This is a genomic window from Hydrogenophaga sp. (genome assembly GCF_030158645.1).
Lineage (GTDB): Bacteria > Pseudomonadota > Gammaproteobacteria > Burkholderiales > Burkholderiaceae_C > Hydrogenophaga.
Genome location: NZ_JAOASO010000083.1, coordinates 1 through 24,165, shown reverse-complemented (window position 1 = coordinate 24,165; position 24,165 = coordinate 1). Strand labels below are relative to the sequence as shown.

Genomic DNA, 24,165 nt, shown 5'->3' with positions numbered 1-24,165 from the left:
GGGCGGGGAGCACCCGACCGGGTCTGTGTCGCAAGCCGTCTTGCCCGCGCTCTCTCAGCGCAACGAGCGCCGCCTTGAAAACCACGCGCTCATCATCGAAGGGCGCGCCGCTTCCTTTGGTGTCAATGCCTGGTCCTGCGGCGGCAGGTGGTCCGCTCAGATGGCCGAGATGTCGGTCTGCACCGGCCAGTTCAGGGCATTGGCGCTGCCGTCGCTGGTGCCAAACTGGTGCTGCAGCACCACGGTGTAGCGCCCCGGCCGGGTGCCGCACAGGCTGTAGCCGTCGGCCGCCGGGCTGAGCTGGATTCCGCTTTGCGGGGCGGTTTGCAACTCCCAGGTGCCGAGCTCGACCGCGGTGCGTCGCAGCGAGACGCAGAACCCCCCCTTCATGTTCGACAGCACCACCAGACGCTGCTGGGCGCTGACCCGGCCATCGGCGAGCGCTTCAAGCCGCCGGGGATGGCTGTTCTCCAGCACCCGCATGATGGGCGGAATGATGATGCGGAAGTCCAGCGAAGCGCCTGAGTTGCCCTGCGTGATCATCAGGCTCTCGCCCATACCAGGCATCGGCGTCATGAGCAGCACGCTGGAGGTCAGACAGACAAGGAAGGGGCGCGATGAGCGGGGCATGTCCCACTATCGGCCCCCTGTGCGTGAACTTGAGACCCTGGCTCGCGGTTCTGAAGAGCTCCGCGCCGGCTATTCGTTGCGCTGCACTGGAATGGTCAGGGTCACGTTCTCGCGCAGACGGACGTCCACTTTGGTCTGCCCTTGGTCGACCACGTTCCATGGCAGTGGCAGGGTATCCCCGCGCACGCTCACCGTGCGCGGCCCGCTGGCCACGAAGGGAAACTCGAAGCGGCCCTGGCTGTCGGTACGCACGGCATAGCGGTTGTCCAGGAACACCGTGACGTTGGGCACGCCAGTTTCGCTGGCTTCCTGCGTGCCGGTGCGGTTGGCATCGAAGTACACCGTGCCTTCGATTCGGCCACCGCCGTCGGCGGGCTTGCCGCCCAGCGGGACGTTGCGGCTGCCCGCTTCGAACTCGTACCGCACCACCACATAGAAGGACCGGTCGTTGTCCGGAACGACCAACCCAAGCGGTGCCAGCGGGTCGATCGATGGGGTGAAACGGCTGCGGCCGTTGGTCCGGTTGTAGTTGCCTTCCATGCTCCAGTGCTTGTCCAGGCGCCAGTTGGCACCCACGTTCAGGCTGTGACGAACCTGTCCGCTGTCGTTGCGCTCGACACTGAAGTTGCCGCGCATGCTGGATCTGCTGGTCAGCGGCACCGCGCCGCTGATGGCGCCCGTCGAGGTGTTTTCGGCCGGCAGGCTGCTGGTGGCGCTGTACGCGGTGTAGCCCAGGCTGGTCGACAGTGCCCAGCCCTGCGGAACCACCCACTCCTGATCCCAGATCAGCGCGCGCGAGTCGCCCTGGCCTTCACCTCCTGTGAACTCCACGCGCAGGCCGCTGGTGCCCCAGCCGTTCTGGAAGCGCCAATCCCCGTAGGTGCTCCAGGCGGTGCCATTGAAGCTGCGCAGCGCTGTTCCAGCGCCCAGCGTGTGGTCGCGGTTGATGCGCCAGCGCGCGGAACCGGTGGCGAAGACGCCATTGGTGGTGCGGCCACTGATGGAATCCAGCCAGTCCAGCGAACCTTCGGCCGACCACTGGCGGGTGCGCCAGCTCGACCGGACGTAAGCGCCGACGATGTCGCTGGCCACTGGCAGGTTGGCCCATGTCAGATCGGGCTCGAGCCGGTAGGCACCCAAGCCGTGCCTGCGAGGGCCATCTTCCCACTCGCTGTCGATCCAGAAACCGTTGCGCGCGCCCTGAACGTTGCTCGCTCGCGTGCTCATCAGCTGACCCTGAATCTGGTACTCCCCGCTTTCGTGGCGCAGGGCCAGCAGCGTGGAGTTGGCGTCGACGAAGTCACCCGCCTGCTGCGGGTTGTCCAGCGTCGAGACGCCGCGTGCATCTTCATGCCGCAGCGCGGCCGTCCAGCCCTGGCGCGAGAGCACATCGGCACCGGACGCGTTGATGCGCCATTGACCCCCCAGCGTGGTGCGGCGACCCGGCAATTGCCGAAAACCGTTGGCGGGCTGGAAGTCAAGCCGCCCAGGTTCACCGGTGGAGGCCTGCAGTTGCAATCCCCCTTCCGGGTTTTCCCATTCGGTGCTCAGGCCCCGAAGAATGGCCGAGGGCAGGTAGATCCGCGCGGGCAAACGTGTGATGTCGGGTGCCGGTGCGGTGATCACGCCGAGTTCGTTGCTGGTGAACCAGCCACCTTCGATGGGCATGGCGCGTTGGCGCAGCGTGAGCGTGCCACTGCTGTCGCGCGGCGCGTAGGCGCCGTCAATCGACAGCGTGCCGTGGTTGGGCGTTTCCAGAAGCCCATAAATGCCGTAGCCGATGCGTACGCTTTGGGCCTGATCAAAGGGCTGAGTGCCCAGCCGTGTCTCCAGCCGCAGGAAACGCGGCAGGCCCTCTCGGCTGTATTCGTCTTTGTCACTGTCGTCCAGCGCTTCGGGTGGGAGGTTCTCCATGACCCGGTCCACGTATGCCGGTGCGGGTTGGGGAGCCGTGGCAGCGGATTGCACGGCCTGCGCCCAAGAGAGCAGCGGGGTCAGGGATGCACCTAGAAAAACCAGCAGGCAACGGGTCCGGCGTGCCAACCCTGCGCTCATGGAGCAAATCGCGCGTCCAGCGGCACGCTGTTCTTGCCCCACTCCAGTTTGCCCCTGACCACCAGTGGGAAACGGACAGCGGGGGCGGTCTTCCCATCTTCGACGATCGGACTGATGGGCACGGCGCGTGTTTCGCCTGGCAGGATGGGCAAGTCCGAAGGTGCCATCTCGAAGCGCGCTCCGTCCGCGTCGGTGCCGTTGACGAAACCTTCAAGTCGGCCGTGTGCGTTGCCGCGGTTTCGCACATCGACCACCGCGACCGGTTTGCCGGCGGCCACCACCACACGGGTGCCAGCAATTTCCAGCTGAGGTGCTGCGTCGCCAATGGCGGCATAGACGATGACGCCGATGCGACCACCCACCGGGAAATTCAGACTGCCTTGCACCTGAGCGGGCTCAAGGCCTTCCACCATGATCGCAAAGCGGCATTCGCGGGCCGGTGTGCCGGCCGGGGGGGTGATTTCGAACCGGTAGCGGTAGCGCGCGCCGGCCTCGATCACCAACTCGCGTCGCTCGATGGCCACCCAGGGACGGCAGCTGTCGGCGGCCAGTTCGTCGCTGAACGTCACCGAATTGTCGGGATTGAGTATCCAGTCGGTGGTGTAGATGCGGTAGTTGCCTCTTTGCGGGCCGACATGCTGGATTTCAAGCACCTGGCGCAGTGACTGGCCCGCAGTGGCCTGCACTTCAAAACGCGGTGGCGTGATGTAAGCGGCAAAGCCCTGGGCCTGTCCGGTCAGTGGTGCGAACGCCAGAAGACCAGCGAACACCCAACCCGGTAGCGCCTTCGATGCGCGAAGCAGAGATGTTGAAAGCGCAGAAGGCATGGCAGGGTCAGTCGGCGTCGAGTTCGAAGTGGAAGTTCAGGCGCCGGCTGTTCGATGACCAGTCGGCGTTGGAGCGCAGGCGCACCTGCATCTGGTCCTCCAGGGTGGCGCCGGGGATGGTACCGGCGAAAACCAGGGTGCGTTCGCCCGACACCAGGCGCCCGGGTTGCAAGCGCCCCTGGGTGGTCCAGACGGCTTCGATGTTGGAGGCCTCGTCGCGCGGCAAGACCATGTAGATGCGCCCGCTGCGGCCCATCCAGTTGCGCGTGTCGATGCGGATGTTGACGCGCACCCAGGCTTCCATGCCGCCAGCGTATTGCTGGCCCGATTTCAATGGAAGCCACTGCATTTGCACATTGGGCGGCACGGTGTGGCTCAGCGAGTCGTCCAGCCGGTGGGGGTTGGCCCAGGCCGTCCCGACCAGGAGCCCGCTGGCGAGCACTGCAATGAAGCTTGCTCGCATCGTCATGGGCTCGCCAGGGTGTAAGTCACCCGGCCGCTGTAGGTGCCGGCTGCGCGCACGGCGCTGTTGGCGTAGCTGAAGGTGTGGCAGTTTTCGATGTAGGTGTTGCCAGGCAGCGTCGCCAGTGTCTGGGTGCCGCCGTTGAAAGTGCCCGCCGGGATCACATTGGGCACGCCACTGCCAGGGGCGGAGACGGTCCAGCTGATTTGGGTGAACGGTATGGTGTCTCCACTGGCGTTGACCAGTGAGGCGGGTGATGCCACCGTCAGCGTGGCGCTGTTTGAGCCGCCATTGCGGCGGAATCCGGCACCGACCATCACCTGGCTGCTGGGTGTCGGGCATGTGTTGTTGCCGTCACCATACCGACTGACACTTTGGGTGCTGTCGCTGGTCATTCCCAAGGCGGTGCCATTGCCCAGTTGGGCCACCGGCACAGTGACTTGCACGGTGTTGACGATGCCGCTGGTGCCGGCGGTGCCGTTGAGCGTTCCGCTGGATCCGCTCAACGCGCCGTTGCCCACGTGCAGGAACAGACGGCGGTCACCCGATGTGACACCCAAGGACCAGGCATGTGCCGCAACGATGTCCGCACAGACCAGCACAACCAGGCAGACGCTTGCTGCTTGGCGGGCCGTGATGCGGCGAAGGTTGCACTTCATGGGGTCATTGTGACGGGGGCTGTGCAAGGGATCTCCCGAGGCGCACTGGATGGAATGGAAGTGCAAGGACCTGAAATGACGACGGAGGGCTGCGCTGTGCAAGCCCTCCGTGAAGTCGGTAGCAACGGGCTTGCCGCTGCTTCAGAACGACCGACAGACTCAGGGCATGGCCGCGGTATAGGTCACGCGGCCGTTGGTCGTGCCGTAAGTGCCAGGAGCCACCACGGCCGTGTTGGCGTAGCTGAAGGTCCAGTTGGCCGAGCGGTCGGTGATCTTGGTGCCGGAGGAAAGGGTCACGTTGCTGGAGGTACCCACACCCGAGTTCGGGATGATGGGGCTGGGCAGCGTGAGGGGCAGGCTGGAAACTGCGGAGATCTCCGACCACTGGATGGTGTCTGAGGTGCCGTTGGTCAGCGCGCCGGTGGTGGTTGCCGTGAGGGTGATCTGACCGTTGTTGCCGATCACTCGCACCGGCACCACGGCGCCCGAAATCACGGCGGCTGCTGCGCCCGTGCCAACAGCGGCCGCATTGGTGGTGTAGTCGAAGGTCACCGTGTCAACGGTGGTGTTGTTGACGACGCCGCCAGCACCGGTACCCACGCCGAGGAACAGCACGCGGGGAACGATGACGCGGAAGTCCAGGCGCGCGACCGCGCTGCCGGTGGGTGCTGTGATCAGCTGCGACTCGGCCGACGCCAGCAGCGGGGTGGCCATGGCCACGGCCAGGGTGGTTTTCAGGAGCAGGGATTTGTTCACGACGTTTCCTTCTGGTGGAGGTGATGGGGCGTGGGCTGAGGACTTTCAGGTACCTGCTCCACGGGATTCGATGGGGCGATGTTACGAAACGACACGTGTGAAGGCAAGAAAAGAAACGGAAAAAATGCACATATCTCAAAGACTTACGGCGACTTTGTTACCCAGCGGTCTAAAAGCTGAGACGAATGGTTCCAAATGTCCTCAAGTTTTCGGATGGTTTGCCGTGCTCGTACTTTTAGCCAACAGGTGCGACAACGGAAGTGCACTCCCCGACTTCACTTCGCCGAGCGAAAAACTCGTGTGCAGGTCTTTCACGTTGGGCAGGTTGAGCAGGACCTCGCGGGCGAACTGGCTGAAGTGGTTGAGGTCGCGGCTCACCACCTGCAGTTCAAACGTACCGGAGCCGCTGATGTAGTGGCACGAGACGACCTCCGGAATCTCGCGGATCGCGTTTTCCAGCTTGCGCGTCACGTCGCCGCTGTTGCGGTCGGCGTCCAGCCGCACGAAGGCCAGCACGCCCAGGCCGATCTTTTCGCGGTCGATCTCGGCGCGGTAGCCGCGGATGAAGCCGGCTTCTTCAAGCGCGCGCACACGTCGCCAGCAAGGTGCAGCCGACAGGCCCACGCGCTGGGCCAGCTCGGCGTTGGTGAGGCGGCCGTCGCTTTGCAGTTCTTGCAGGATGGTGATGTCGAACTTATCGAGTGTTTCCATGAGGGTCTCCCTCTGGAAAGAATGTTGCTCGATCATCGATAAAACGGGCATGAAACGCAAACACCTGTCGCGCAGCGGGGCATACACTGTGCGCCACACTGGAGTCGTGTGCCCACGAGGCGAGCGGCTTCGGTCTTTGAGACGCCCACGACGCGACCCTGCCCATCACGGAGACAACAACGATGAACGCCCCCCTGCCCGACCACATCCGCCGCGCGCTGGAAACCGTGACGCTGGACGACAAATACGCGCTCGATCAGGGTCGTGCGTTCATGAGTGGCGTGCAGGCGCTGGTCAAGCTGCCCATGCTGCAGCGCCAGCGCGACGCCCTGGTGGGCAAGAACACCGCAGGTTTCATCAGCGGGTACCGCGGTTCGCCACTGGGCGGCTACGACCAGGCCTTGCAGAAGGCAGCACCCCACCTCAAGGCGCAGAACATCGTGTTCCAGCCGGGCGTGAACGAGGAGCTGGCCGCCACCGCGCTGTGGGGCACGCAGCAGCTGGGCTTTGCGCCGCCCGGCACCAACAAGTTCGACGGCGTGTTCGGCATCTGGTACGGCAAGGGCCCGGGCGTGGACCGCTGCTCCGACGTCTTCAAGCACGCCAACATGGCCGGCACCACGCCCTGGGGCGGCGTGATCGCCGTGGCGGGTGACGACCACGTGGCCAAGAGTTCAACCGCCGCGCACCAGAGCGACCACATCTTCAAGGCCTGCGGCCTGCCGGTGTTCTTTCCGACTTCGGTGCAGGACATCCTGGACCTGGGCCTGCACGCCATCGCCATGAGCCGTTTCAGCGGCGTGTGGGCCGGCATGAAGACGATCCAGGAGATCGTGGAGTCCAGCGCCACCGCCATCATCGACCCGGACCGCGTGAACATCGTGGTGCCCGAGTTCGTCATGCCGCCCGGCGGCGTGCACATCCGCTGGCCCGACCACGCGCTGGACCAGGAAGCCCGCTTGTTCGACTACAAGTGGTATGCCGCACTCGCCTACATCCGCGCCAACAAGCTCAACCACAACGTGATCGCCGGCCCGAACGACCGCTTCGGCCTGATCGCCAGCGGCAAGGCCTACAACGACACGCGCCAGGCCCTGCTGGACCTGGGGCTGGACGACGACACCTGCCGGCGCATCGGCCTGCGCCTGCACAAGGTGGCGGTGGTGTGGCCGCTGGAGGCGCAGACCACCCGCGAGTTCGCCACCGGCCTGCGCGAGATCCTGGTGGTGGAAGAGAAGCGCCAGGTCATCGAGTACCAGCTCAAGGAAGAGCTCTACAACTGGCGCCCCGACGTGCGCCCGAACGTGCTGGGCAAGTTTGAGGAAGCCGAAGGCGATTTCAGCGGCGGCGAGTGGTGCATGCCCAACCCGAGCGAGCGCACCCTGCTGCGCGCCAACGCCGACCTGTCGCCCGCGATCATCGCGCGCGCCATTGCCAAGCGCCTGAAGAAGATGGGCCAGGTGCCCGAAGACGTGATGGCGCGCATCGACGCGCAGCTGGCCATCCTGACCGCGCAGGAACAGTCGATGCAGACCCTGCTCACGCAGGGCGTGGCCGGTGCCGAGCGCCAGCCCTGGTTCTGCTCGGGCTGCCCGCACAACACCAGCACCAAGGTGCCTGAGGGTTCGCGTGCCATGGCTGGCATTGGCTGCCATTTCATGACGATCTGGATGGACCGCGCCACCGTGGGTTTCACGCAGATGGGGGGCGAGGGCGTGCCGTGGGTGGGCCAGCAGCCCTTCAGCCATGACGAGCACATGTTCGCCAACCTGGGCGACGGCACCTACTTCCACAGCGGCCTGCTGGCGGTGCGCCAGAGCATCGCGGCCGGGGTGAACATCACCTACAAGATCCTCTACAACGACGCGGTGGCCATGACCGGCGGCCAGCAGGTGGGCGAGCGCCCCGAGGGCCACAGCGTGGTGCAGATCGCGCAGAGCATGCGCGCCGAGGGCGCGGTCAAGATCACCATCGTCACCGACGAACCCGAAAAATACGACGGTGTGAAGGGCCTGCCCGAGGGCATCGCCATCCAGCACCGCGACCTGCTCGATGCGGTGCAGCGCGAGTTCCGCGAGATCCGAGGCACCACCGTCATCATTTACGACCAGACCTGTGCCACCGAAAAACGCCGCCGCCGCAAGCGCGGCACGCTGGTGGACCCGGCCAAGCGCGTGGTCATCAACGAGCTGGTGTGCGAAGGCTGTGGCGACTGCGGCGTGCAGTCCAACTGCCTGTCGGTGGAGCCGCTGGACACCGAGTTCGGCCGCAAGCGCACCATCAACCAGAGCACTTGCAACAAGGACTACTCGTGCACCAAGGGCTTTTGCCCGAGCTTCATCACGGTTGAGGGCGGCCAGCTGCGCAAGAAGGACAAAAAGGGAGCCGGGGCCGAGTGGACCGGTGGTGCCTTGCCCGAGCCGGCATTGCCGATGCTGGGCGCGGAAGCCTGGGGCGTGATCGTGGCCGGTGTCGGTGGCACGGGCGTCATCACCATCGGCCAGTTGCTCGGCGTGGCCGCGCACCTGGAAGGCAAGGGCATCGTCACGCAGGACGCGGCGGGCCTGGCGCAAAAGGGCGGCGCGACCTGGAGCCACGTGCTGATCGGCGCGCAGCAGGACGACATCCGCACCACGCGCGTCTCTGCCGCATCGGCCGACCTCATCATTGGGTGCGACCCGATCGTGAGCGCCAACAAGGAAACCTGGCAGCGCCTGCGCGCCGGCCGCACCCACGTCGCCCTGAACGTGAGCGCCACGCCCACCGCGGCTTTCGTGAAGAACCCCGACTGGCAGAACCCGGCGCAGGCCTGTGTGGACGCGCTGGTGCACAGCCTGGGCGCGGAATCCGTGGGCGCGTTCGACGCGGAAACCGCCGCCACCCGCCTGATGGGCGACAGCCTGTACACCAACCCGATGATGCTGGGCTACGCCTGGCAAAAGGGCTGGCTGCCGCTGGAGCTGGCATCGCTGATGCGCGCGATCGAGCTCAACGCGGTGCAGGTGGACAAGAACAAGGCGGCCTTTGAGTGGGGCCGCCGCGCCGCGCACAACGCGTCAGCCGTGGCCGCACTCTGGCAGAAGGCCGGCGCCGGCGAGCAGGTGATCCAGTTCAAGAAACGCGACTCGCTCGACGAGCTGATGGCGCGCCGGGTGGAGTTCCTCACCGGCTACCAGAACGCCGCCTACGCCGCCGACTACCAGCAGTTTGTGGCCCGTGTGCGCGCCGCCGAGGCGCCACTGGGCAAGACCACACTCAGCGAGGCCGTGGTGCGCAATCTGTTCAAGCTCATGGCTTACAAGGATGAGTACGAGGTGGCCCGCCTGCACAGCGATCCGGCCTTCCACGCCCGCCTGGCGAGCCAGTTTGAAGGCGACTTCAAGCTCAAGGTGCACCTGGCACCCCCGCTCATTGCCAAGAAGAACGAGCGGGGCGAGCTGGTCAAGCAGCCGTTCGGCCCTTTCATGTTCACCGCCTTCCGTTGGTTGGCGCGCTTCAAGGGCCTGCGCGGCACCGCGCTGGACCTGTTCGGCCGCACCGAGGAGCGACGCACCGAGCGGGCGCTGATCGGCGAGTACCGCGCCGACATCGAGGCGCTCTTGCCGGCGCTCAACGCCACCAACCTGGAGCTGGCCGCCGAGATCGCCCGCGTTCCCGAGCACATCAAGGGCTTCGGCCATGTGAAAGAGCGCAACCTGGCCGCCGCGCGCTCGCGTCGCGACGCGCTGCTGTCCCAATGGCGTCTGCCCGCCGGTGCGGCCAGCCTTCCCCGGGCGGCCTGAGTCCCGGCCACCCTGCGCGGCGCTCTTCAGCACCCCCCGGCATACAATCGCGGGTTGTGTTCCAGCGCCCGGGCGCCGCTTGTGGCGGCGCCCGGGCGCTCGGCCTTTTCTTGATCTCGAACCTGTTGGAGACCGCCCGTGTTCATTTCCTCCGCTTATGCCCAAGCCGCCGCTGGTGGCGACACCCAATCCACCATCCTCGGCATGCTGCCCCTGGTGCTGATGTTCGTGGTGCTGTATTTCGTGATGATCCGTCCGCAGATGAAGCGTCAGAAAGAGCACAAGGCCATGGTCGAGGCGCTCGCCAAAGGCGACGAAGTCGTGACCGCCGGTGGCTTTCTCGGCAAGGTGTCCAAGATCGGCGAAATCTACGTCGGTGTGGAACTTGCCGACGGCATGGAAGTCCAGATGCAGCGCACCGCCGTGGTTCAAGTTCTGCCCAAGGGCACGCTGAAAAACGTCTGAATGTGTGCAGTGGGGGCGGTTTGACCGCCCTCTGCCTGTCTGCCCAGACCCCCGTCCGACCACGCTGACACACCTGCGGCCTCCAGGGCCGGCAACACCATGAACCGTTACCCGCTGTGGAAGTACGCGATCCTCCTGATCGTCCTGCTGATCAGTGCGATCTACGCGCTGCCCAACCTGTTTGGTGAGTCGCCCGCCGTGCAGGTCTCAGCGGCACGGTCCACGGTGCGCATCGACAGTGGCACGGTCACCCGGGTCGAGCAGGCACTCGCAGCGCAGGGCGTTCAAGCGGCGCTGATCCAGCAGGACGCCAATTCGGTGAAGGCCCGCTTCGAGACCACCGACGACCAGCTCAAGGCGCGCGATGCGCTGGAGAAGGCGTTCAACCCCGATCCCGCCGACGTCAGCCACGTGGTGGCGCTCAACCTGCTGCCGCGCACGCCCAGCTGGCTCGCGTCCCTGGGTGCCTCGCCCATGTACCTCGGCCTGGACCTGCGCGGTGGGGTGCACTTCATGCTGCAGGTCGACATGGCCGCCGCGCTGCAGCGCCGTGCGGACGTGCTCGTGGCCGACCTGCGCACCCTGTTGCGCGAAAAAGGCGTGCGCCACGGCGGCATCAGCCGCAACGGCCAGACGCTGGAACTGCGCGCCGGCGATGCCCAGACCCTGGGCGCCGCGACCGACCTGATCCGTGCCCAGTTCCCCGACCTCGTGCTCACCGACACGCCGGACTTTCGCCTGATCGCGACCCTGCGCCCCGAAGCCGCCCGGCTGGTGCAGGACCAGGCCCTGAAACAGAACATCACCACCCTGCACAACCGCATCAACGAACTCGGCGTGGCCGAGCCGGTGATTCAGCAACAAGGTGCGGACCGCATCGTGGTGCAGCTGCCCGGCGTGCAGGACACCGCCAAGGCCAAGGACATCCTGGGCCGCACCGCCACGCTGGAAGTGCGCATGGTGGACGAGTCCACCGACGGGCTGGCCGCCGAGCGCGGCACCGGCGCGGTGCCGTTCGGCTCCGAGCGTTACCCCGAGCGTGGTGGCCGCTCGGTCGTGGTCAAGCGCGATGTGCTGCTGACCGGCGAAAACCTGACCGATGCCCAGGCCGGCTTCGACAGCCAGACCCAGGAAGCCGCCGTGCACCTCACGCTGGACGCCAAGGGCGCGCGCATTTTCCGCGACGTCACGCGTGACAACGTGGGCAAGCGCATGGCCATCATCCTGTTCGAAAAAGGACGTGGCGAAGTGGTCACCGCGCCGGTGATCCGCGGCGAAATCAGCGGCGGCCGGGTGCAGATCTCCGGCGCCATGACCAGCGTCGAAGCGAGCGACACGGCCCTGCTGCTGCGCGCCGGTTCGCTGGCAGCGCCCATGGAAATCGTCGAAGAGCGCACCATCGGCCCGAGCCTGGGTGCGGAGAACATCGCCAAGGGTTTCAACAGCGTGATCTGGGGCTTTGCGGTCATCGTCCTGTTCATGTGCGCCTATTACATGCTTTTCGGCATGTTCTCCAGCATCGCACTGGGCTTCAACCTGCTCCTGCTGGTGTCGCTGCTGTCCATGCTGCAGGCCACGCTGACCCTGCCCGGCATTGCCGCCATGGCGCTGGCACTGGGCATGGCCATCGACTCCAACGTGCTGATCAACGAGCGCGTGCGCGAGGAGCTGCGGCGGGGTGCATCACCGCAAGTGGCCATCAACACCGGCTACGACCAGGCGTGGGGCACCATCCTGGACTCCAACATCACCTCGCTGATCGCCGGTCTGGCGCTGCTGATCTTCGGCTCGGGACCGGTGCGCGGCTTCGCGGTGGTGCACTGCCTGGGCATCGTCACCAGCATGTTCTCTTCGGTGTTTTTCTCGCGCGGCCTGGTCAACCTCTGGTACGGCCGGCAGAAGAAACTCAAGACCGTGTCCATCGGCACCGTCTGGCGCCCCGATGACCAGACCCCCGCCGTCAAGGCCGACTGAACGAGGCACCGCACCATGGAACTCTTCCGCATCCGCAAGGACATCCCGTTCATGAAGCACGCGATCGTGCTGAACGCGATCTCGTTCATCACGTTTGTGCTCGCCGTCTTTTTCCTGACCACACGCGGCCTGCACCTGTCGGTGGAGTTCACCGGCGGCACCGTGATGGAAGTCGCCTATGAGCAACCCGCCGACCTGGAGTCGGTGCGCAAGGTGATCGAGAACCTGGGTTACGCCGACGTGCCGGTGCAGAACTTCGGCACCTCGCGCGACGTGTTGCTGCGTTTGCCGGTGCAGGCCGGCCAGTCGTCCGGGCAACAGAGCGAAACCGTGTTGGCGGCGTTGAAGGCACAGAACCCGGCGGTGGAGCTGCGCCGGACCGAGTTCGTGGGACCGCAGGTGGGTCAGGAGTTGGTGTCCAGCGGCCTCATGGCCCTGGGGCTGGTGATCGCGGGCATCATGATTTATCTGGCCTTCCGGTTTGAATGGAAGTACGCCGTCTCGGCCATCGTGGCCAACCTGCACGACGTGATCATCATCCTGGGCTTCTTCGCATTTTTCCAGTGGGAGTTCTCGCTCGCGGTGCTGGCCGCGGTGCTCGCCGTGCTGGGTTACTCGGTCAACGAGTCGGTGGTGATTTTCGACCGCATCCGCGAGACCTTCCGCAAGCAGCGCAAGATGGCGCCCCAGCAGGTGATCGACCATGCGATCACCTCCACGATCAGCCGCACCATCATCACCCACGGCTCGACCCAGATCATGGTGCTGTCCATGTTGCTGTTCGGCGGCCCGACGCTGTTTTACTTCGCGCTCGCGCTGACCATCGGCATCTGCTTCGGCATTTATTCCTCGGTGTTTGTCGGCGCGGCCATGGCCATGTGGCTGGGCATCAAGCGCGAGGACCTGATCAAGTCCAGCAGCAAGAACGAAGGCGATCCGGACGATCCGAACGCAGGCGCTGTGGTTTAAGCGCGAACACCCTGCCGGGCTTACCCTTTGTGAGCACCTTCAGCGCGAGGCGCTGAAATCTTTCGTGTCATACTGAAAATATTGTGGCGCCCCCCGATCAGCACGTCTCCTCCCTGGCCAAACAGGCACGTGAACTTTTCGTGGTTCACGTGGGACGCGCCCTTCCCGAAATGGTCAAGGCCTGCGACACCCGGCTGACCACCGTCCTCGATCAGGTCGGCTCAGCCCGCGACATGCAGGTCCGGCGAGACGCCTGGACCGCCTTCCAGAAAAACCAGACCACCTGGCTCAACCAGAGCCGCAAGGCGCTGCAGCGCACACTGCTGCCGCGCACATCCAGCTCGGGTCAGCCCATCAGCCTGTCGGGCGCGCTTGAGCTGGTGGCTGAAGGCGCCATCGACGACCAGATCATGGCTTCGCGTCTGGCCATGCGGGTGCTGGAAAAAGCGTCCACCGAGCTCAACGAATTGCGCCTGCGGGTGCAGCACCTGGAGAAACGCCAGGAGTTGTCGCGCGGTGATGTGCTGTTGCCCGACGTGACCGCCCGCATTCTCGTGGACCAATGGCTGGACGCCGGCATGACGCGCGAAGCCTGGGCGCTGGTGCAGGATGCACTGGCGCCGGTCATGACAGCCAAGTTGCACGACGCTTACAAGGCCGCCAACGAATTTCTGGTGGCCAGCGGCGTGATGAAGGAAATCGACCTGCAGGCCCTGGTCAGGCGCGCTCCCGGAGCGCGCTCTGAAGGCCCGCCCGGCGCGCCACCACAGTCCCGTCCGGTGGGCGCACGGGTTCCACCCAGTGGCGCTGCACATCCGGTCGGGGCGTCTGCGGGGTTCCGGCAAGCGGCTGGCCCGGGTGCGGAGCCGGGGGCTCCTCACAACGACGGCCCGAGCGGCCTCGGCGGCGCCAACCCGTCGGGTCGCTCCAGTGCCACCGGCCTCTCGGGCGCGGGTGTGCAGGACGAAACCCGCATGATGACCGGTGCTTCGCCCTTGGCCCGTGCGCGCATGCGCGCGCAGGGCGTGGTGGGTCGGTTGCGGCGCATGCTGATCGAGAAGGTCGGCGGCGATTTCGAAGCCACACAGATCTTGCCGCCGTCGCCCGGCCTGGCGCAGGCCATGCAACGCGCGGTGCCGGGTGACAGCGCCGGTGCCGGCTTTTACGTCTCGGGCAACAGCCGCCCGGGCGGCGTGTACATGGACGCTTCCCATGTCGAGAAGGCCGCCGTGGTGCTGCGCCAGCGCACTGCCGAGCTCAAGCAGGCCGCCAGCACGCCCACGGAGAAAGCCACCATCGAGGTGGTGGCCCTCATGTTCCAGAGCATCCTGGCCGAGGAGCGCATTCCGCCGAGCGTGCGGGTGTGGTTCGCGCGCCTGCAGATTCCGGTGTTGCGGGTCGCCCTGGCCGAACCCGAATTTTTCAGCGCCTTGCAGCACCCCGCCCGCCGACTGATCGACCGCATGGGCTCGTGTGTGATGGGGTTTGAGTCCAACGTCAGCTCGGCCGCGCTGGAAGCCGAGATCAAGCGCGTGGTCCAGGTGATCGAGCAGTACCCGGAAACCGGCCGCCGCGTCTTCCAGCTCGTGTTCGACGAGTTTCAGAAATTCCTCTCCACCTACCTGAGCGAGCAAGGCAGTGCCAGCCGTTTTGTGAGCGTGGCACAGCAGGTCGAGCAGAAAGAAACGCTGTCGGTGCAGTACACGATCGAGCTGCGCAAGCTGCTGGACGACGTGCCGGTGCGCGACGAGGTCCGCGATTTCCTGTTCAAGGTGTGGGTCGATGTGCTCGCCGTGTCCAGCGTCAAGTACGGCCTGCGGCATGAGGAGACCAGCGCACTCAAGCAGGTGGCGTCCGACTTGTTGTGGGCCGCCAGCGCCAAGCCCAACCGCGACGACCGTGCCCGCGTGATCCAGCAACTGCCCGCCTTGCTGCAGCGCCTGCGCCAGGGTATGGGGTTGCTGGGCTTCACCACGGGCATGCAGGACCAGCACATCAAGACCGTGAGTGACACGTTGGCCGATGCCTTCATGTCCCGCACCGAGGCTATATCGCAGGAGCAGCTGGACAACCTCTCCGACCGGCTGGCCAACCTGGAAGACTACCTGCCCGCCGACGGCCTGGGCGACCTCGACCTGAACAACGAGAGCATCGAGATGATCACGGGCGTGGACGCCAGCAACATCGAGGTGATCAACCAAGGAGGCAGCCAGCCCAACGAGGCGATGCGCTCGTGGGCTGTGGAGTTGCAGATCGGCTCGTGGTTTGGTCTGGACCACAACGGCAAGCTCAACAGCGTGCAGCTGGCGTGGCGCAGTCAGCGCGGGCAGCTCTACCTGTTCGTCACCAACGGCGGTCGTTGCTTCCTGATCCAGTCGACCCGCGTGGCTTCCTATCTGCAGGCCGGCCTGCTGGTGCCGAGCGAAGAAGAAGCGCTGACCGTGCGGGCCACCCGCGACGCCCTCACCAAGCTCGACGCCAATCCCGAGCGCCTTTTGAACTGAGTCGCCTCAGCCTTTGCGGGCTTGCTCGTACAGGCCTTGCACCCGGGGCACGTTGGCCTCGAGTTCGCGGATGCGGTTGGGGCCGCTTGGGTGGGTCGACAGAAAACCGGGGCCCGCACCGCCGCCGTTTGACGTCATTTTTTCCCACAGGCTCACGCTGGCCTGCGGCCGGTAGGCCGAGCGGGCGGCCAGTTCAAGCCCCACCAGATCGGCTTCGGTTTCATCTTCGCGGCTGAACTTGAGCGTGAGCAACTGCGTGCCCAGGTTGGCCGCCACATCCCCCAGCTGACCCAGCCCGAACAACTGGGCCGCAATCGACAAACCGATGCTGGTGGCACTGCTCTTGGCCACGCGAGCGCGCGCATGTTCTCGAAGGGCATGGGCCATTTCGTGGCCCATGATCATGGCGGTCTCGTCGTCGGTGAGCTGCAGTTTTTCCAGAATGCCGGTGTAGAAAGCGATCTTGCCGCCCGGCATGCAGAAGGCATTGACCTGGTCGCTGCGGATCAGGTTGACTTCCCATTTCCATTCGGTCGCCCGCTGGTTCCATTGGGACGAGTGGGGAATGATCTTGCGCGCAATGTTGCGCAGCCGTTGCACCTGGGGGTGACCTGCTGGCAGCAACAATTTCTTGGCGTTGGCTTCGCCCATCATCTGCGCGTATTGCTGGTTGGCCGCCCCTTCCAGCTCTTCCGCGGGAATCAGATTGCGCAAAGCCGAGGCCTGGCCCACATCCACCTGTGCGGCGGCCGGCAGCACGCTGCCCGCTGCCGCTGCAGTGCCCGCCAACAGAAAGCCGCGGCGGGCCGACCAGACGTGATCGGGCCGCGATGCGGAGGATGGGGGGGATTTGAGATCGCAGATGAAACACATGCGTGAATAATAGTCAAAGCCACGGGGGAGTGCCCACCCCACCGAACCCTACCCTCTCAACGGCGCGCCGATGTCCCCACCCACCTCCGTGACAAGCCCGTCGGCCGCCGAGCCGACACCACAGCCCAGCCCGACCTGGGGTGAGACCCTGCGTGTTTACCTCGAACCTGCGAGCCTGCGCATGTTCGCCCTCGGCTTCTCGGCCGGGCTGCCCCTGTTGCTGGTGCTGGGCACCTTGAGTTTCCGCTTGCGCGAAGCCGGGCTGGACCGCACGACCATCGGCTACCTGAGCTGGGTGGGTTTGGCGTACGCCTTCAAGTGGTGCTGGGCGCCGCTGGTGGACCGCCTGCCGCTGCCGTTTCTCACGCGGTGGCTCGGGCGGCGGCGCAGCTGGCTGCTGCTGTCGCAGTTCCTCATCATGGCTTCGTTGGTCGGCATGGCGTTGTCCGACCCCCGCACCGGTTTGACCATGGTCGTGTGGTGCGCACTCGCCGTGGCGTTTGCGTCGGCGACGCAGGACATCGCACTGGATGCGTTCCGCATCGAGTCGGCCGATGCGCGCCACCAGGGCGCCCTGGCCGCGACCTACCAGACCGGCTACCGCCTGGCCATGATCTGGGCCGGTGCCGGCGTGTTGTGGATCGCAGCGCGCGCCGAAGTGGCGCCCGTGGCCGCTGTGGCCGGTGCAGCGCCGGGTGTGCTGTATCAACAGGCCGCATGGACCACGGCCTACCTCGTGATGGCGGCCAGCATGCTGGTGGGCGTGTGCACCGTGCTGTTCTCGCGCGAGCCGGCGCATGTGGTGCTGCCACCGTCGAAGAACGCAGCTGAGTGGCTGCGCAGCGCGCTGGTGGAGCCTTTCGCCGACTTCCTCAAGCGCTACGGCAAGCAGGCTGTGCTGATCCTCGCGCTCATCGGGGTGTACCGCATCAGCGATGTGGTGATGGGCATCATGGCCAACCCGTTTTATGTGGACATGGGCTACACCAAGGACGAGGTGGCCGCGGTCACCAAGGTGTTCGGCGTGATCATGACCTTGGTGGGAGCGTTCATTGGCGGCGCGCTTTCGCTCAAGCTCGGTGTGATGCGTGTGCTGATGCTCGGCGCTGTGCTGTCGGCCGCGAGCAACCTGCTGTTTGCCTGGCTGGCCGGGCATGGCCACGACGTGACCGCGCTGGTGCTGGTCATCTCGGCCGACAACCTGAGCTCGGGCGTGGCATCGGCCGCCTTCATCGCCTACCTTTCCGGCCTGACCAACGTGAGTTACTCGGCCACGCAGTACGCGCTGTTCAGCTCGATGATGCTGCTGGCGCCCAAGTGGCTCGCGGGTTACTCGGGCGCGTTCGTCGACACCTACGACTACCCCACCTTCTTCACCGCCACCGCGTGCCTGGGCGTGCCGGTGTTGCTGCTGGTCTGGCTCGCCTCGCGTGTGGCGCCGGTGGGCCATCGCACGTGAACGGGCTCAGCGTTCACGTTTCTTTACGCCCACCACAACCCATGTTCACACCCGGCCCGCACCCTCACCTGTTCTTGTCACCCGACGCCACAACACACCCATGACATCCCAGCTGCTGATGATTGAAGACGACGCCCGTCTGGCCAAGATGGTTGTCGAGTACCTCGGCCAATCGGGCTTCGAGGTGACGCACGCCGCCGATGGCGAAGCAGGCCTGGAGCAGCTGCAACTCATCCAGCCGGAGCTGGTGATCCTCGACCTCATGATGCCAGGCATCGACGGCCTGGAAGTGTGCCGCCGCATCCGCGCGTTGCAGGGTGACGTGGCGCGTGTGCCCGTGCTCATGCTCACCGCCAAGGGCGACCCCATGGACCGCATCATCGGCCTGGAGCTCGGCGCCGACGACTACTTGCCCAAACCGTTCGAGCCGCGCGAATTGCTGGCCCGCGTGCGCGCCGTGCTGCGTCGCCGTGGCGAAACCGGCAGCGCCAGCGTGTCGCGCAGCACCCCCGTGATGCGTTTCGGCTCGCTGGACATCGACCGCGACGCACGCACGGTGCTGGTGGCGGGTCAGGCGTGTGAACTCACCTCCTACCAGTTCGATTTGCTGGTGGCCATGGCAGAACGCGCGGGCCGCGTGCTCACGCGCGACCAGATCATGGAGGCGGTGCGCGGGCGCGAACTCGAAGCCTTCGACCGTTCGATCGATGTGCACATCGGCCGCATCCGCAATGCGATTGAAGCCGACAGCAAAGACCCCAAGCGCATCCTCACCGTGCGCGGCGTGGGCTACGTTTTCGCGAAGCAACAAGATTGAGCACGATGCCCCCACGCTCCGCCGCTGCGCGGGTCGCTGCCCCCCGAGGGGTTGGGAGCGGCCCGGCGGCTGACCCGTCCTTGACCCAACGTTCCGCCGCAGTGCCATGAAAGCCTTCTTCGGCTCCAAGCTCTACCTGCGCATCTGGCTCGCGGTGGTGGCGGTGGTGACGGTGCTCACGCTCGCTGCGGGCTGGTTGTGGCAGCAAGCGCTGGACAACGACCGGGCCGAGCGCGATGCGCGCGTCACGCGCACGATCGTGGTTCGCGATGCCGGCCGCGAGGTGATTGGCGAGGCGCCTGCGCGCGCCGTGCGCATCCCCGGCGGGGGGTGGGAATTTGAAGTGAACATGAAAGACGGGCAGAAGCTGTTTGTGCTGCTGCCGCGTCCGAACCGGCCAGAAGGTGTGAACAACCCCGGTCGCCGGGCACCTGAATGGCTGCAGACACCCACCGGTTTTGCGTGGCTGCTGGGTTTTGTGGCGCTCGCTGTCGCGCTGGGTGCCTACCCGATCGTGCGTGTGCTCACCAAGCGGCTGGAGGGGCTGCAAAAGGGCGTGGAACGTTGGGGTGATGGCGACCTGTCCACGCGCCTGCCCGTGCAAGGCCAGGACGAGGTGGCCTTTCTCGCCGAGCGTTTCAACGCCGCGGCCGAACGCGTGCAGACGCTGGTGAAGTCGCACAAGTCGTTGCTGGCCAATGCCTCGCACGAACTGCGTTCCCCGCTGGCGCGCATCCGCATGGGACTGGAATTGTTGGAGCGCGACAGTGTGAGCGCCCAACAGCGCAGCGAGATGGCGCGCAACATCGACGAGCTGGACCAATTGATCGACGAGATCCTGCTGGCCAGCCGGCTCGACCTGCGCGACGCCAGCGACGTGTCGGCACTCGGCCCCACCGAAGAGGTGGATCTGGTGGGGTTGGCCGCCGAAGAGTGCGCGCGCACCGGCGCCGATCTGGACATCGCGCCCGGCGCCTCACCCGCGCTGGTGCAAGGTCACGCCAAACTGCTGCGGCGTGTGCTGCGCAATCTGCTGGAAAACGCGCGGCGCTACGGGCACACGGCAAGCCACACCCCCGCATCGCCGGCGCTGGAAGGCGCAGAGCCCGACGTGCGCCTGAATGTGTCGATCGAACACACGGCCCAGGCGCGCGCCGCCGTGCTGTGGGTGGAAGACCGGGGCCCGGGCGTGCCGGCGGACCAGCGGGAGCGCATCTTCGAAGCCTTTTACCGCCTGCCGGGCGCCAGCGAGCGCGAGGGCGGCGTGGGCCTGGGGCTGTCGCTGGTCAAAACCATCGTGGAACGCCATGGGGGTCGGGTGCACTGCGAAGACCGACCCGGTGGCGGTGCCCGCTTTGTCGTGCGTTTGCCGCTCTGAGCGTGTCTTGTGGCTCTTTCAACGGGGTCGTGATCGAAGTTGGTGAAAATTACCTAACGGCAGTGCTTCTTTGGTTCTCAAAAACCGGGCAAATCCCCCAGGTTGGGGATGGTGGAACCGTCCACGGCACAGCACAATCACTTCTGTTGCTGTCACAACAAGCCCAGAAGAACAGGCTCGGCAAACTCCACACGTCGCTCAGCGCGTTTGAAACCGGTCTCCCAACGACGTCCCTTCAAGGACTTTCAAAAGCCACCGCAAGGTGGCTTTTTTTTGTTCAACGCGAAGGATGCGATCCGGCGGGCCCGGTCACGCCACTCTCCGCCACGTGTACCCAGTCCACCACCTCCCCCGTGGGTTGGTAGCCTTGCACGCTGCGCTGCAACAAGACCCGCGCCGCGGGAATGTCCTGGGCGGTGAGCGCCGCGCTCAGCGCTTCCAGGGTGTGCTGAAACGCGCTCCAGGGTTGAAATTCTTCACGTGCGCGCAGGATGCGCGGGTGCTGCGTGGGCTGCGGATCGTCGCCAATCAACAGTTCCTCGTACAGCTTCTCGCCCGGGCGCAAACCCGTGGTCTGGATCTCGATGTCGCCCGTGGGGTTGAGGGCGGTCTTCACCTGCAGGCCCGAGAGCTCCACCATGCGCTGCGCCAGATCCATGATGCGCACCGGCTGGCCCATGTCGAGCACGAACACGTCGCCGCCCTGCGCCATCGCACCGGCCTGGATCACGAGCTGGGCCGCTTCGGGGATGGTCATGAAATAGCGGGTGATGTCCGGGTGGGTGAGCGTGATGGGCCCGCCGTCCTTGATTTGCTGGCGGAACAGCGGCACCACCGAGCCGCTGGAGCCCAGCACATTGCCAAAGCGGACCATCGAGAACGTCGTGGGACCTGGATCGGCCGCGAGAGCCTGCAGCACCAGCTCGGCCATGCGTTTGCTGGCGCCCATGATGTTGGTGGGGCGCACGGCCTTGTCGGTGCTGATCAGCACGAAGTGGCCCACGCCAGCGGCTTGTGCACTGCGCGCACAGACCAGCGTGCCCCACACGTTGTTGCGCAGCCCTTGAGCCGGGTTGTGTTCCACCAGCGGCACGTGTTTGTAGGCCGCGGCGTGGTACACCGCGTTCGGTCGCCAGGTCTGCATGATCTGGGTCATGCGCTCTTCGTCCTGCACCGAGGCGAGCAGCGGCACCAGCGTGACGGCCATGGGCACGTCATCAGCACCTTCCCCATCCAGCGGATCGGTCTGGCTGCCCACCAGCGCGGTGAGTTCGTGGTGGATCTGGTAGAGCGCGAACTCGGAGTTCTCCACCAGCAGCAGCGTGCGCGGCCGGCAGGCAGCGATCTGGCGGCAGAGTTCGCTGCCGATGCTGCCGCCGGCACCGGTGATGAGCACCACCTTGTCGTGCACCAGGCGCTGCAGCAGCAGTGCGTCGGGCGTCACCGGCTCGCGGCCGAGCAGATCTTCAATTTCCAGCTCGCGCACATCGTTCAGGCTCACGCGGCCGGCGGCGAGGTCCGACATGCCGGGCATGGTGCGCACCCGCACCGGCAAGTGGCGCAATGACTCCAGCACCTGCAGGCGCCGACGATGGGTGATCGAGGGCAGGGCGAGCAGCAGGTCGGTCACGCCCAGCTCGGGGATGAGCCGTGCCAGCGCCGCGGGCGGGTAGACCGTGCGGCCGTCCAGGCTGTTGCCGTGCAGCTGGGCGTCGTCGTCCAGGAAGCCCAGCAGGCGGTGTTCGGTGCCGCGCGCGAGTGCGGCCGCCAGCTGGCGGCCCGCAGCGCCTGCGCCGTAGATCAACACGCCAGGCATGTCTTTGCGTTGCAGCACGGAGCGGTACAGGCCGCCGAGCCAGTAGCGCACCACCACCCGGCTGAACCCCACAAACGCCATCAGAAGCAGCGGCTGGATCACACCCACCGTGCGAGGAATGCCCGGCACGCTGATGACCGTGAACAGGGTGGCGTAGAACAGGCCGTACAAGGCCATGGCCTGCACCAGGCTGACCATGGCGTTCCAGCCTGCGTAGCGAAAGATCGCGCGGTACAGGCCAAAGCGGACGAACAGCGGCAGCGCCAGCAGCACCGAGCCCAGCATGGCCCAGCCGTGCACAGGTTCGAGCCGCACCCAGTGCTCCAGCCGCAGGCACAAGGCCAGCCACACGGTGAGCACGCACAGCGACACGTCCACCGCCACCGCGACCACTCGTTTGGCAAAGCGAGGCATGTCCAGCAGCGCAGTCGCCGCAGAAGTTTCCGAATCCCTGTTGTTCATTGTTTTAGTGGGTCACGCCGTCGCGGCGCAACACCTTCACAAACGTCATCCACAGAATGCGAATATCAAAAATCAGAGTTTGACGGCGCATGTACTCGGCGTCCAGTGCGACTTTCTGCGGAATCGGCAGCTCGTCGCGTCCATTCACTTGGGCCCACCCTGTCAGGCCCGGCACCAGCTCGTGCACGCCGTGCTCGGTGCGCAGTGCGATGAGATCGTGCTGGTTGAACAACGCAGGCCTGGGTCCCACGAAGCTCATGTCGCCTTTGATGATGCTCCACAGCTGGGGCAGTTCGTCCAGGCTGCTCTTGCGCAGAAAGGAGCCGATGGGCGTGAGGTACTTCGCCGGGTCGACCAGAAGGTGGGTGGCCACCGCCGGCGTATCGATCCGCATGCTACGGAACTTGGGCATCTTGAAAATTTTGTTGTGGCGGCCCACGCGGTCGCTCCAGTACAGCGCGGGGCCAGGCGATGTGAGCCGCACCGCCAGCGCAACGCTGGCGACCGGCATCAACAACACGAGCGCCGCAGGGATGGCCAGGGCCAGGTCAAAGAGACGCTTGATCACGGCGCGAGCCCTGCCACCGCGCGTCGCAGCCCTTCATCCACCGAGACGGGCGGGGTCCAGCCCAGGGTTTGGCGGGTGTGGCTGATGTCGACCTGAAGGTTGCCGAGCAGGCGCTGCGCCATGTCGCCCTTGCCCAGCAGATTGGCGCCCAATTGAAGCAGCGAAGGCGGGACCGGGATGAGACGGGCCGGCTTGTTCATGGCCTGGCCCAAGCGGCGCAGCAGGTCGGTCGTTGACAAGTCTTCGCCGTCGCTGACCAGAAATGTCTGGTTGGCGGCGGCGGGGTGATCGATGCAGGTGATCAGCAGATCGACCAGGTTGTCCAGCGCGACGAAGCTGCGGCGGTTGTGGGTGACGCTGGCCAGCGGCAGGGGAACGCCGCGCTGCACGGCGCGTATCAGGGCGGCAAAGTTGGCTTTCACGCCGGGTCCGTAAACCAGGGGTGGGCGGACGATGACGACTTCCATGCCCGTTTTTGCAGCGATCTGGCGCAGGCCTTGTTCGGCTTCCATCTTGGAGATGCCGTAGGGGTCTTGCGGTGCGGGAATGTCGGCGGCGTTGAAGGCGTGGTCTGCTGCTGTGGACTCGCCATTGACCTTGACCGAACTGACGAAGACGAAGCGGCGCACGCCGGCGGCGGCGGCTTGTCTCCCCAGGTTGAGTGTGCCGTCCACATTGACGCGACGGAACTCAACGAGCGGGTTGCTGGCACGCTCGGCCATGACATGGACACGGGCGGCAAGATGCATCACGGTGGCACATCCATTCAGCGCAGGTGCCCAGTCGGTTGCTCCGTCGATAGCGCCAACCGCCATTTCGTTGGCTGCACCAGATGATTTCTTCATCGCGGTTCGCACGCATGCGCGCAAAGGCAACCCTTCGGCTGCGGCGCGCGAGCACAACGCATTGCCCAGGTATCCGTTTGCTCCCGTGACCAAGGTACTCACTGCTTGCGCCACACCGTGCGATTCACATAGTCTGTGTAGCTCATGACCAC

General features: G+C 65.7%; 19 protein-coding genes. 8 read left to right on the top strand and 11 right to left on the bottom strand.

Translation table 11 applies throughout. The features are described 5' to 3' along the window. Window positions 1–156 precede the first annotated feature (156 nt). From Q1W68_RS08055 to Q1W68_RS08025, 7 genes are all read right to left on the bottom strand, one after another. Window positions 157–630 carry a hypothetical protein gene (locus Q1W68_RS08055; RefSeq protein WP_300649028.1) on the bottom strand — a complete coding sequence of 158 codons (474 nt, stop codon included), beginning with the start codon at window positions 628–630 and terminating at the stop codon, window positions 157–159. Between the two features lie 69 nt (window positions 631–699). Beyond that, complete coding sequence (locus Q1W68_RS08050) at window positions 700–2,544, bottom strand: carboxypeptidase-like regulatory domain-containing protein (RefSeq protein WP_300649029.1); 1,845 nt, start codon at window positions 2,542–2,544, stop codon at window positions 700–702. 137 nt (window positions 2,545–2,681) lie between these two features. Further along, on the bottom strand, window positions 2,682–3,455 hold the full coding sequence (locus Q1W68_RS08045; protein ID WP_300649030.1) for a hypothetical protein: 774 nt from the start codon (window positions 3,453–3,455) through the stop codon (window positions 2,682–2,684). Window positions 3,456–3,519: 64 nt separating this feature from the next. Further along, complete coding sequence (locus Q1W68_RS08040; protein ID WP_300649031.1) at window positions 3,520–3,981, bottom strand: hypothetical protein; 462 nt, start codon at window positions 3,979–3,981, stop codon at window positions 3,520–3,522. Then, window positions 3,978–4,634 (bottom strand): hypothetical protein, encoded by a 657-nt coding sequence (locus Q1W68_RS08035; protein ID WP_300649032.1) that lies wholly within the window; start codon window positions 4,632–4,634, stop codon window positions 3,978–3,980. Before Q1W68_RS08035 ends, Q1W68_RS08040 begins: the two co-directional genes overlap by 4 nt. 159 nt (window positions 4,635–4,793) lie before the next feature. Continuing rightward, a complete protein-coding gene (locus Q1W68_RS08030; protein ID WP_300649033.1) occupies window positions 4,794–5,390 on the bottom strand; it encodes a hypothetical protein in 597 nt (198 codons plus the stop codon). Between the two features lie 201 nt (window positions 5,391–5,591). Continuing rightward, window positions 5,592–6,101 carry an Lrp/AsnC family transcriptional regulator gene (locus tag Q1W68_RS08025; RefSeq protein ID WP_300649034.1) on the bottom strand — a complete coding sequence of 170 codons (510 nt, stop codon included), beginning with the start codon at window positions 6,099–6,101 and terminating at the stop codon, window positions 5,592–5,594. Between the two features lie 182 nt (window positions 6,102–6,283). On the opposite strand from Q1W68_RS08025, the gene Q1W68_RS08020 reads away from it, so the two are divergent. The 5 genes from Q1W68_RS08020 (at window position 6,284) to Q1W68_RS08000 (ending at window position 15,795) form a co-directional block, all read left to right on the top strand. Next, window positions 6,284–9,883, top strand: coding sequence for an indolepyruvate ferredoxin oxidoreductase family protein (locus Q1W68_RS08020; protein ID WP_300716069.1), 3,600 nt, complete (start codon window positions 6,284–6,286; stop codon window positions 9,881–9,883). 138 nt (window positions 9,884–10,021) lie between these two features. Continuing rightward, on the top strand, window positions 10,022–10,348 hold the full coding sequence (gene yajC / locus Q1W68_RS08015) for a preprotein translocase subunit YajC (RefSeq protein WP_159608440.1): 327 nt from the start codon (window positions 10,022–10,024) through the stop codon (window positions 10,346–10,348). Between the two features lie 99 nt (window positions 10,349–10,447). Further along, window positions 10,448–12,322 carry a protein translocase subunit SecD gene (secD, locus tag Q1W68_RS08010; RefSeq protein ID WP_300649036.1) on the top strand — a complete coding sequence of 625 codons (1,875 nt, stop codon included), beginning with the start codon at window positions 10,448–10,450 and terminating at the stop codon, window positions 12,320–12,322. A 15-nt stretch (window positions 12,323–12,337) separates the two neighbouring features. Then, window positions 12,338–13,291, top strand: coding sequence for a protein translocase subunit SecF (gene secF / locus Q1W68_RS08005; protein ID WP_300649037.1), 954 nt, complete (start codon window positions 12,338–12,340; stop codon window positions 13,289–13,291). A gap of 83 nt (window positions 13,292–13,374) precedes the next feature. Next, the gene (locus tag Q1W68_RS08000) at window positions 13,375–15,795 is read left to right on the top strand and encodes a DUF1631 family protein (protein WP_300649038.1); all 2,421 of its coding nucleotides are present in this window, start codon (window positions 13,375–13,377) and stop codon (window positions 15,793–15,795) included. Between the two features lie 6 nt (window positions 15,796–15,801). Here the strand turns inward: Q1W68_RS08000 and Q1W68_RS07995 are convergent, their stop codons facing one another. Beyond that, window positions 15,802–16,668 (bottom strand): M48 family metallopeptidase, encoded by an 867-nt coding sequence (locus Q1W68_RS07995; protein ID WP_300649039.1) that lies wholly within the window; start codon window positions 16,666–16,668, stop codon window positions 15,802–15,804. Between the two features lie 70 nt (window positions 16,669–16,738). Between Q1W68_RS07995 and Q1W68_RS07990 the strand changes: the two genes are divergently transcribed. From Q1W68_RS07990 to Q1W68_RS07980, 3 genes are all read left to right on the top strand, one after another. Then, window positions 16,739–18,127 carry an AmpG family muropeptide MFS transporter gene (locus tag Q1W68_RS07990; RefSeq protein ID WP_300716066.1) on the top strand — a complete coding sequence of 463 codons (1,389 nt, stop codon included), beginning with the start codon at window positions 16,739–16,741 and terminating at the stop codon, window positions 18,125–18,127. 100 nt (window positions 18,128–18,227) lie between these two features. Then, window positions 18,228–18,944 carry a response regulator transcription factor gene (locus Q1W68_RS07985; protein ID WP_300659399.1) on the top strand — a complete coding sequence of 239 codons (717 nt, stop codon included), beginning with the start codon at window positions 18,228–18,230 and terminating at the stop codon, window positions 18,942–18,944. Between the two features lie 106 nt (window positions 18,945–19,050). After that, on the top strand, window positions 19,051–20,322 hold the full coding sequence (locus Q1W68_RS07980) for a HAMP domain-containing sensor histidine kinase (protein ID WP_300648448.1): 1,272 nt from the start codon (window positions 19,051–19,053) through the stop codon (window positions 20,320–20,322). 277 nt (window positions 20,323–20,599) lie between these two features. Here Q1W68_RS07980 and Q1W68_RS07975 read toward each other — a convergent pair whose 3' ends face one another. Genes Q1W68_RS07975 through Q1W68_RS07965 form a run of 3 tightly spaced genes read right to left on the bottom strand, consistent with a single transcriptional unit; the run spans window position 20,600 to window position 24,115 of the window. Further along, complete coding sequence (locus Q1W68_RS07975) at window positions 20,600–22,600, bottom strand: nucleoside-diphosphate sugar epimerase/dehydratase (protein ID WP_300716065.1); 2,001 nt, start codon at window positions 22,598–22,600, stop codon at window positions 20,600–20,602. 4 nt (window positions 22,601–22,604) lie between these two features. Next, a complete protein-coding gene (locus tag Q1W68_RS07970; RefSeq protein ID WP_300648452.1) occupies window positions 22,605–23,165 on the bottom strand; it encodes a sugar transferase in 561 nt (186 codons plus the stop codon). Beyond that, window positions 23,165–24,115, bottom strand: a complete 951-nt coding sequence (locus Q1W68_RS07965) for an SDR family oxidoreductase (RefSeq protein ID WP_300648444.1) — start codon at window positions 24,113–24,115, stop codon at window positions 23,165–23,167. Before Q1W68_RS07965 ends, Q1W68_RS07970 begins: the two co-directional genes overlap by 1 nt. Between the last annotated feature and the right edge of the window lie 50 nt (window positions 24,116–24,165).

Coding starts and splice junctions, on each gene's coding strand:
- Q1W68_RS08055 (WP_300649028.1), bottom strand. CDS start 630: ATGCCCCGCTCATCGCGCCCCTTCCTTGTCTGTCTGACCTCCAGCGTG.
- Q1W68_RS08050 (WP_300649029.1), bottom strand. CDS start 2,544: ATGGAGAACCTCCCACCCGAAGCGCTGGACGACAGTGACAAAGACGAA.
- Q1W68_RS08040 (WP_300649031.1), bottom strand. CDS start 3,981: ATGACGATGCGAGCAAGCTTCATTGCAGTGCTCGCCAGCGGGCTCCTG.
- Q1W68_RS08035 (WP_300649032.1), bottom strand. CDS start 4,634: ATGAAGTGCAACCTTCGCCGCATCACGGCCCGCCAAGCAGCAAGCGTC.
- Q1W68_RS08025 (WP_300649034.1), bottom strand. CDS start 6,101: ATGGAAACACTCGATAAGTTCGACATCACCATCCTGCAAGAACTGCAA.
- Q1W68_RS08020 (WP_300716069.1), top strand. CDS start 6,284: ATGAACGCCCCCCTGCCCGACCACATCCGCCGCGCGCTGGAAACCGTG.
- secD (WP_300649036.1), top strand. CDS start 10,448: ATGAACCGTTACCCGCTGTGGAAGTACGCGATCCTCCTGATCGTCCTG.
- secF (WP_300649037.1), top strand. CDS start 12,338: ATGGAACTCTTCCGCATCCGCAAGGACATCCCGTTCATGAAGCACGCG.
- Q1W68_RS07995 (WP_300649039.1), bottom strand. CDS start 16,668: ATGTGTTTCATCTGCGATCTCAAATCCCCCCCATCCTCCGCATCGCGG.
- Q1W68_RS07990 (WP_300716066.1), top strand. CDS start 16,739: ATGTCCCCACCCACCTCCGTGACAAGCCCGTCGGCCGCCGAGCCGACA.
- Q1W68_RS07985 (WP_300659399.1), top strand. CDS start 18,228: ATGACATCCCAGCTGCTGATGATTGAAGACGACGCCCGTCTGGCCAAG.
- Q1W68_RS07980 (WP_300648448.1), top strand. CDS start 19,051: ATGAAAGCCTTCTTCGGCTCCAAGCTCTACCTGCGCATCTGGCTCGCG.
- Q1W68_RS07975 (WP_300716065.1), bottom strand. CDS start 22,600: ATGAACAACAGGGATTCGGAAACTTCTGCGGCGACTGCGCTGCTGGAC.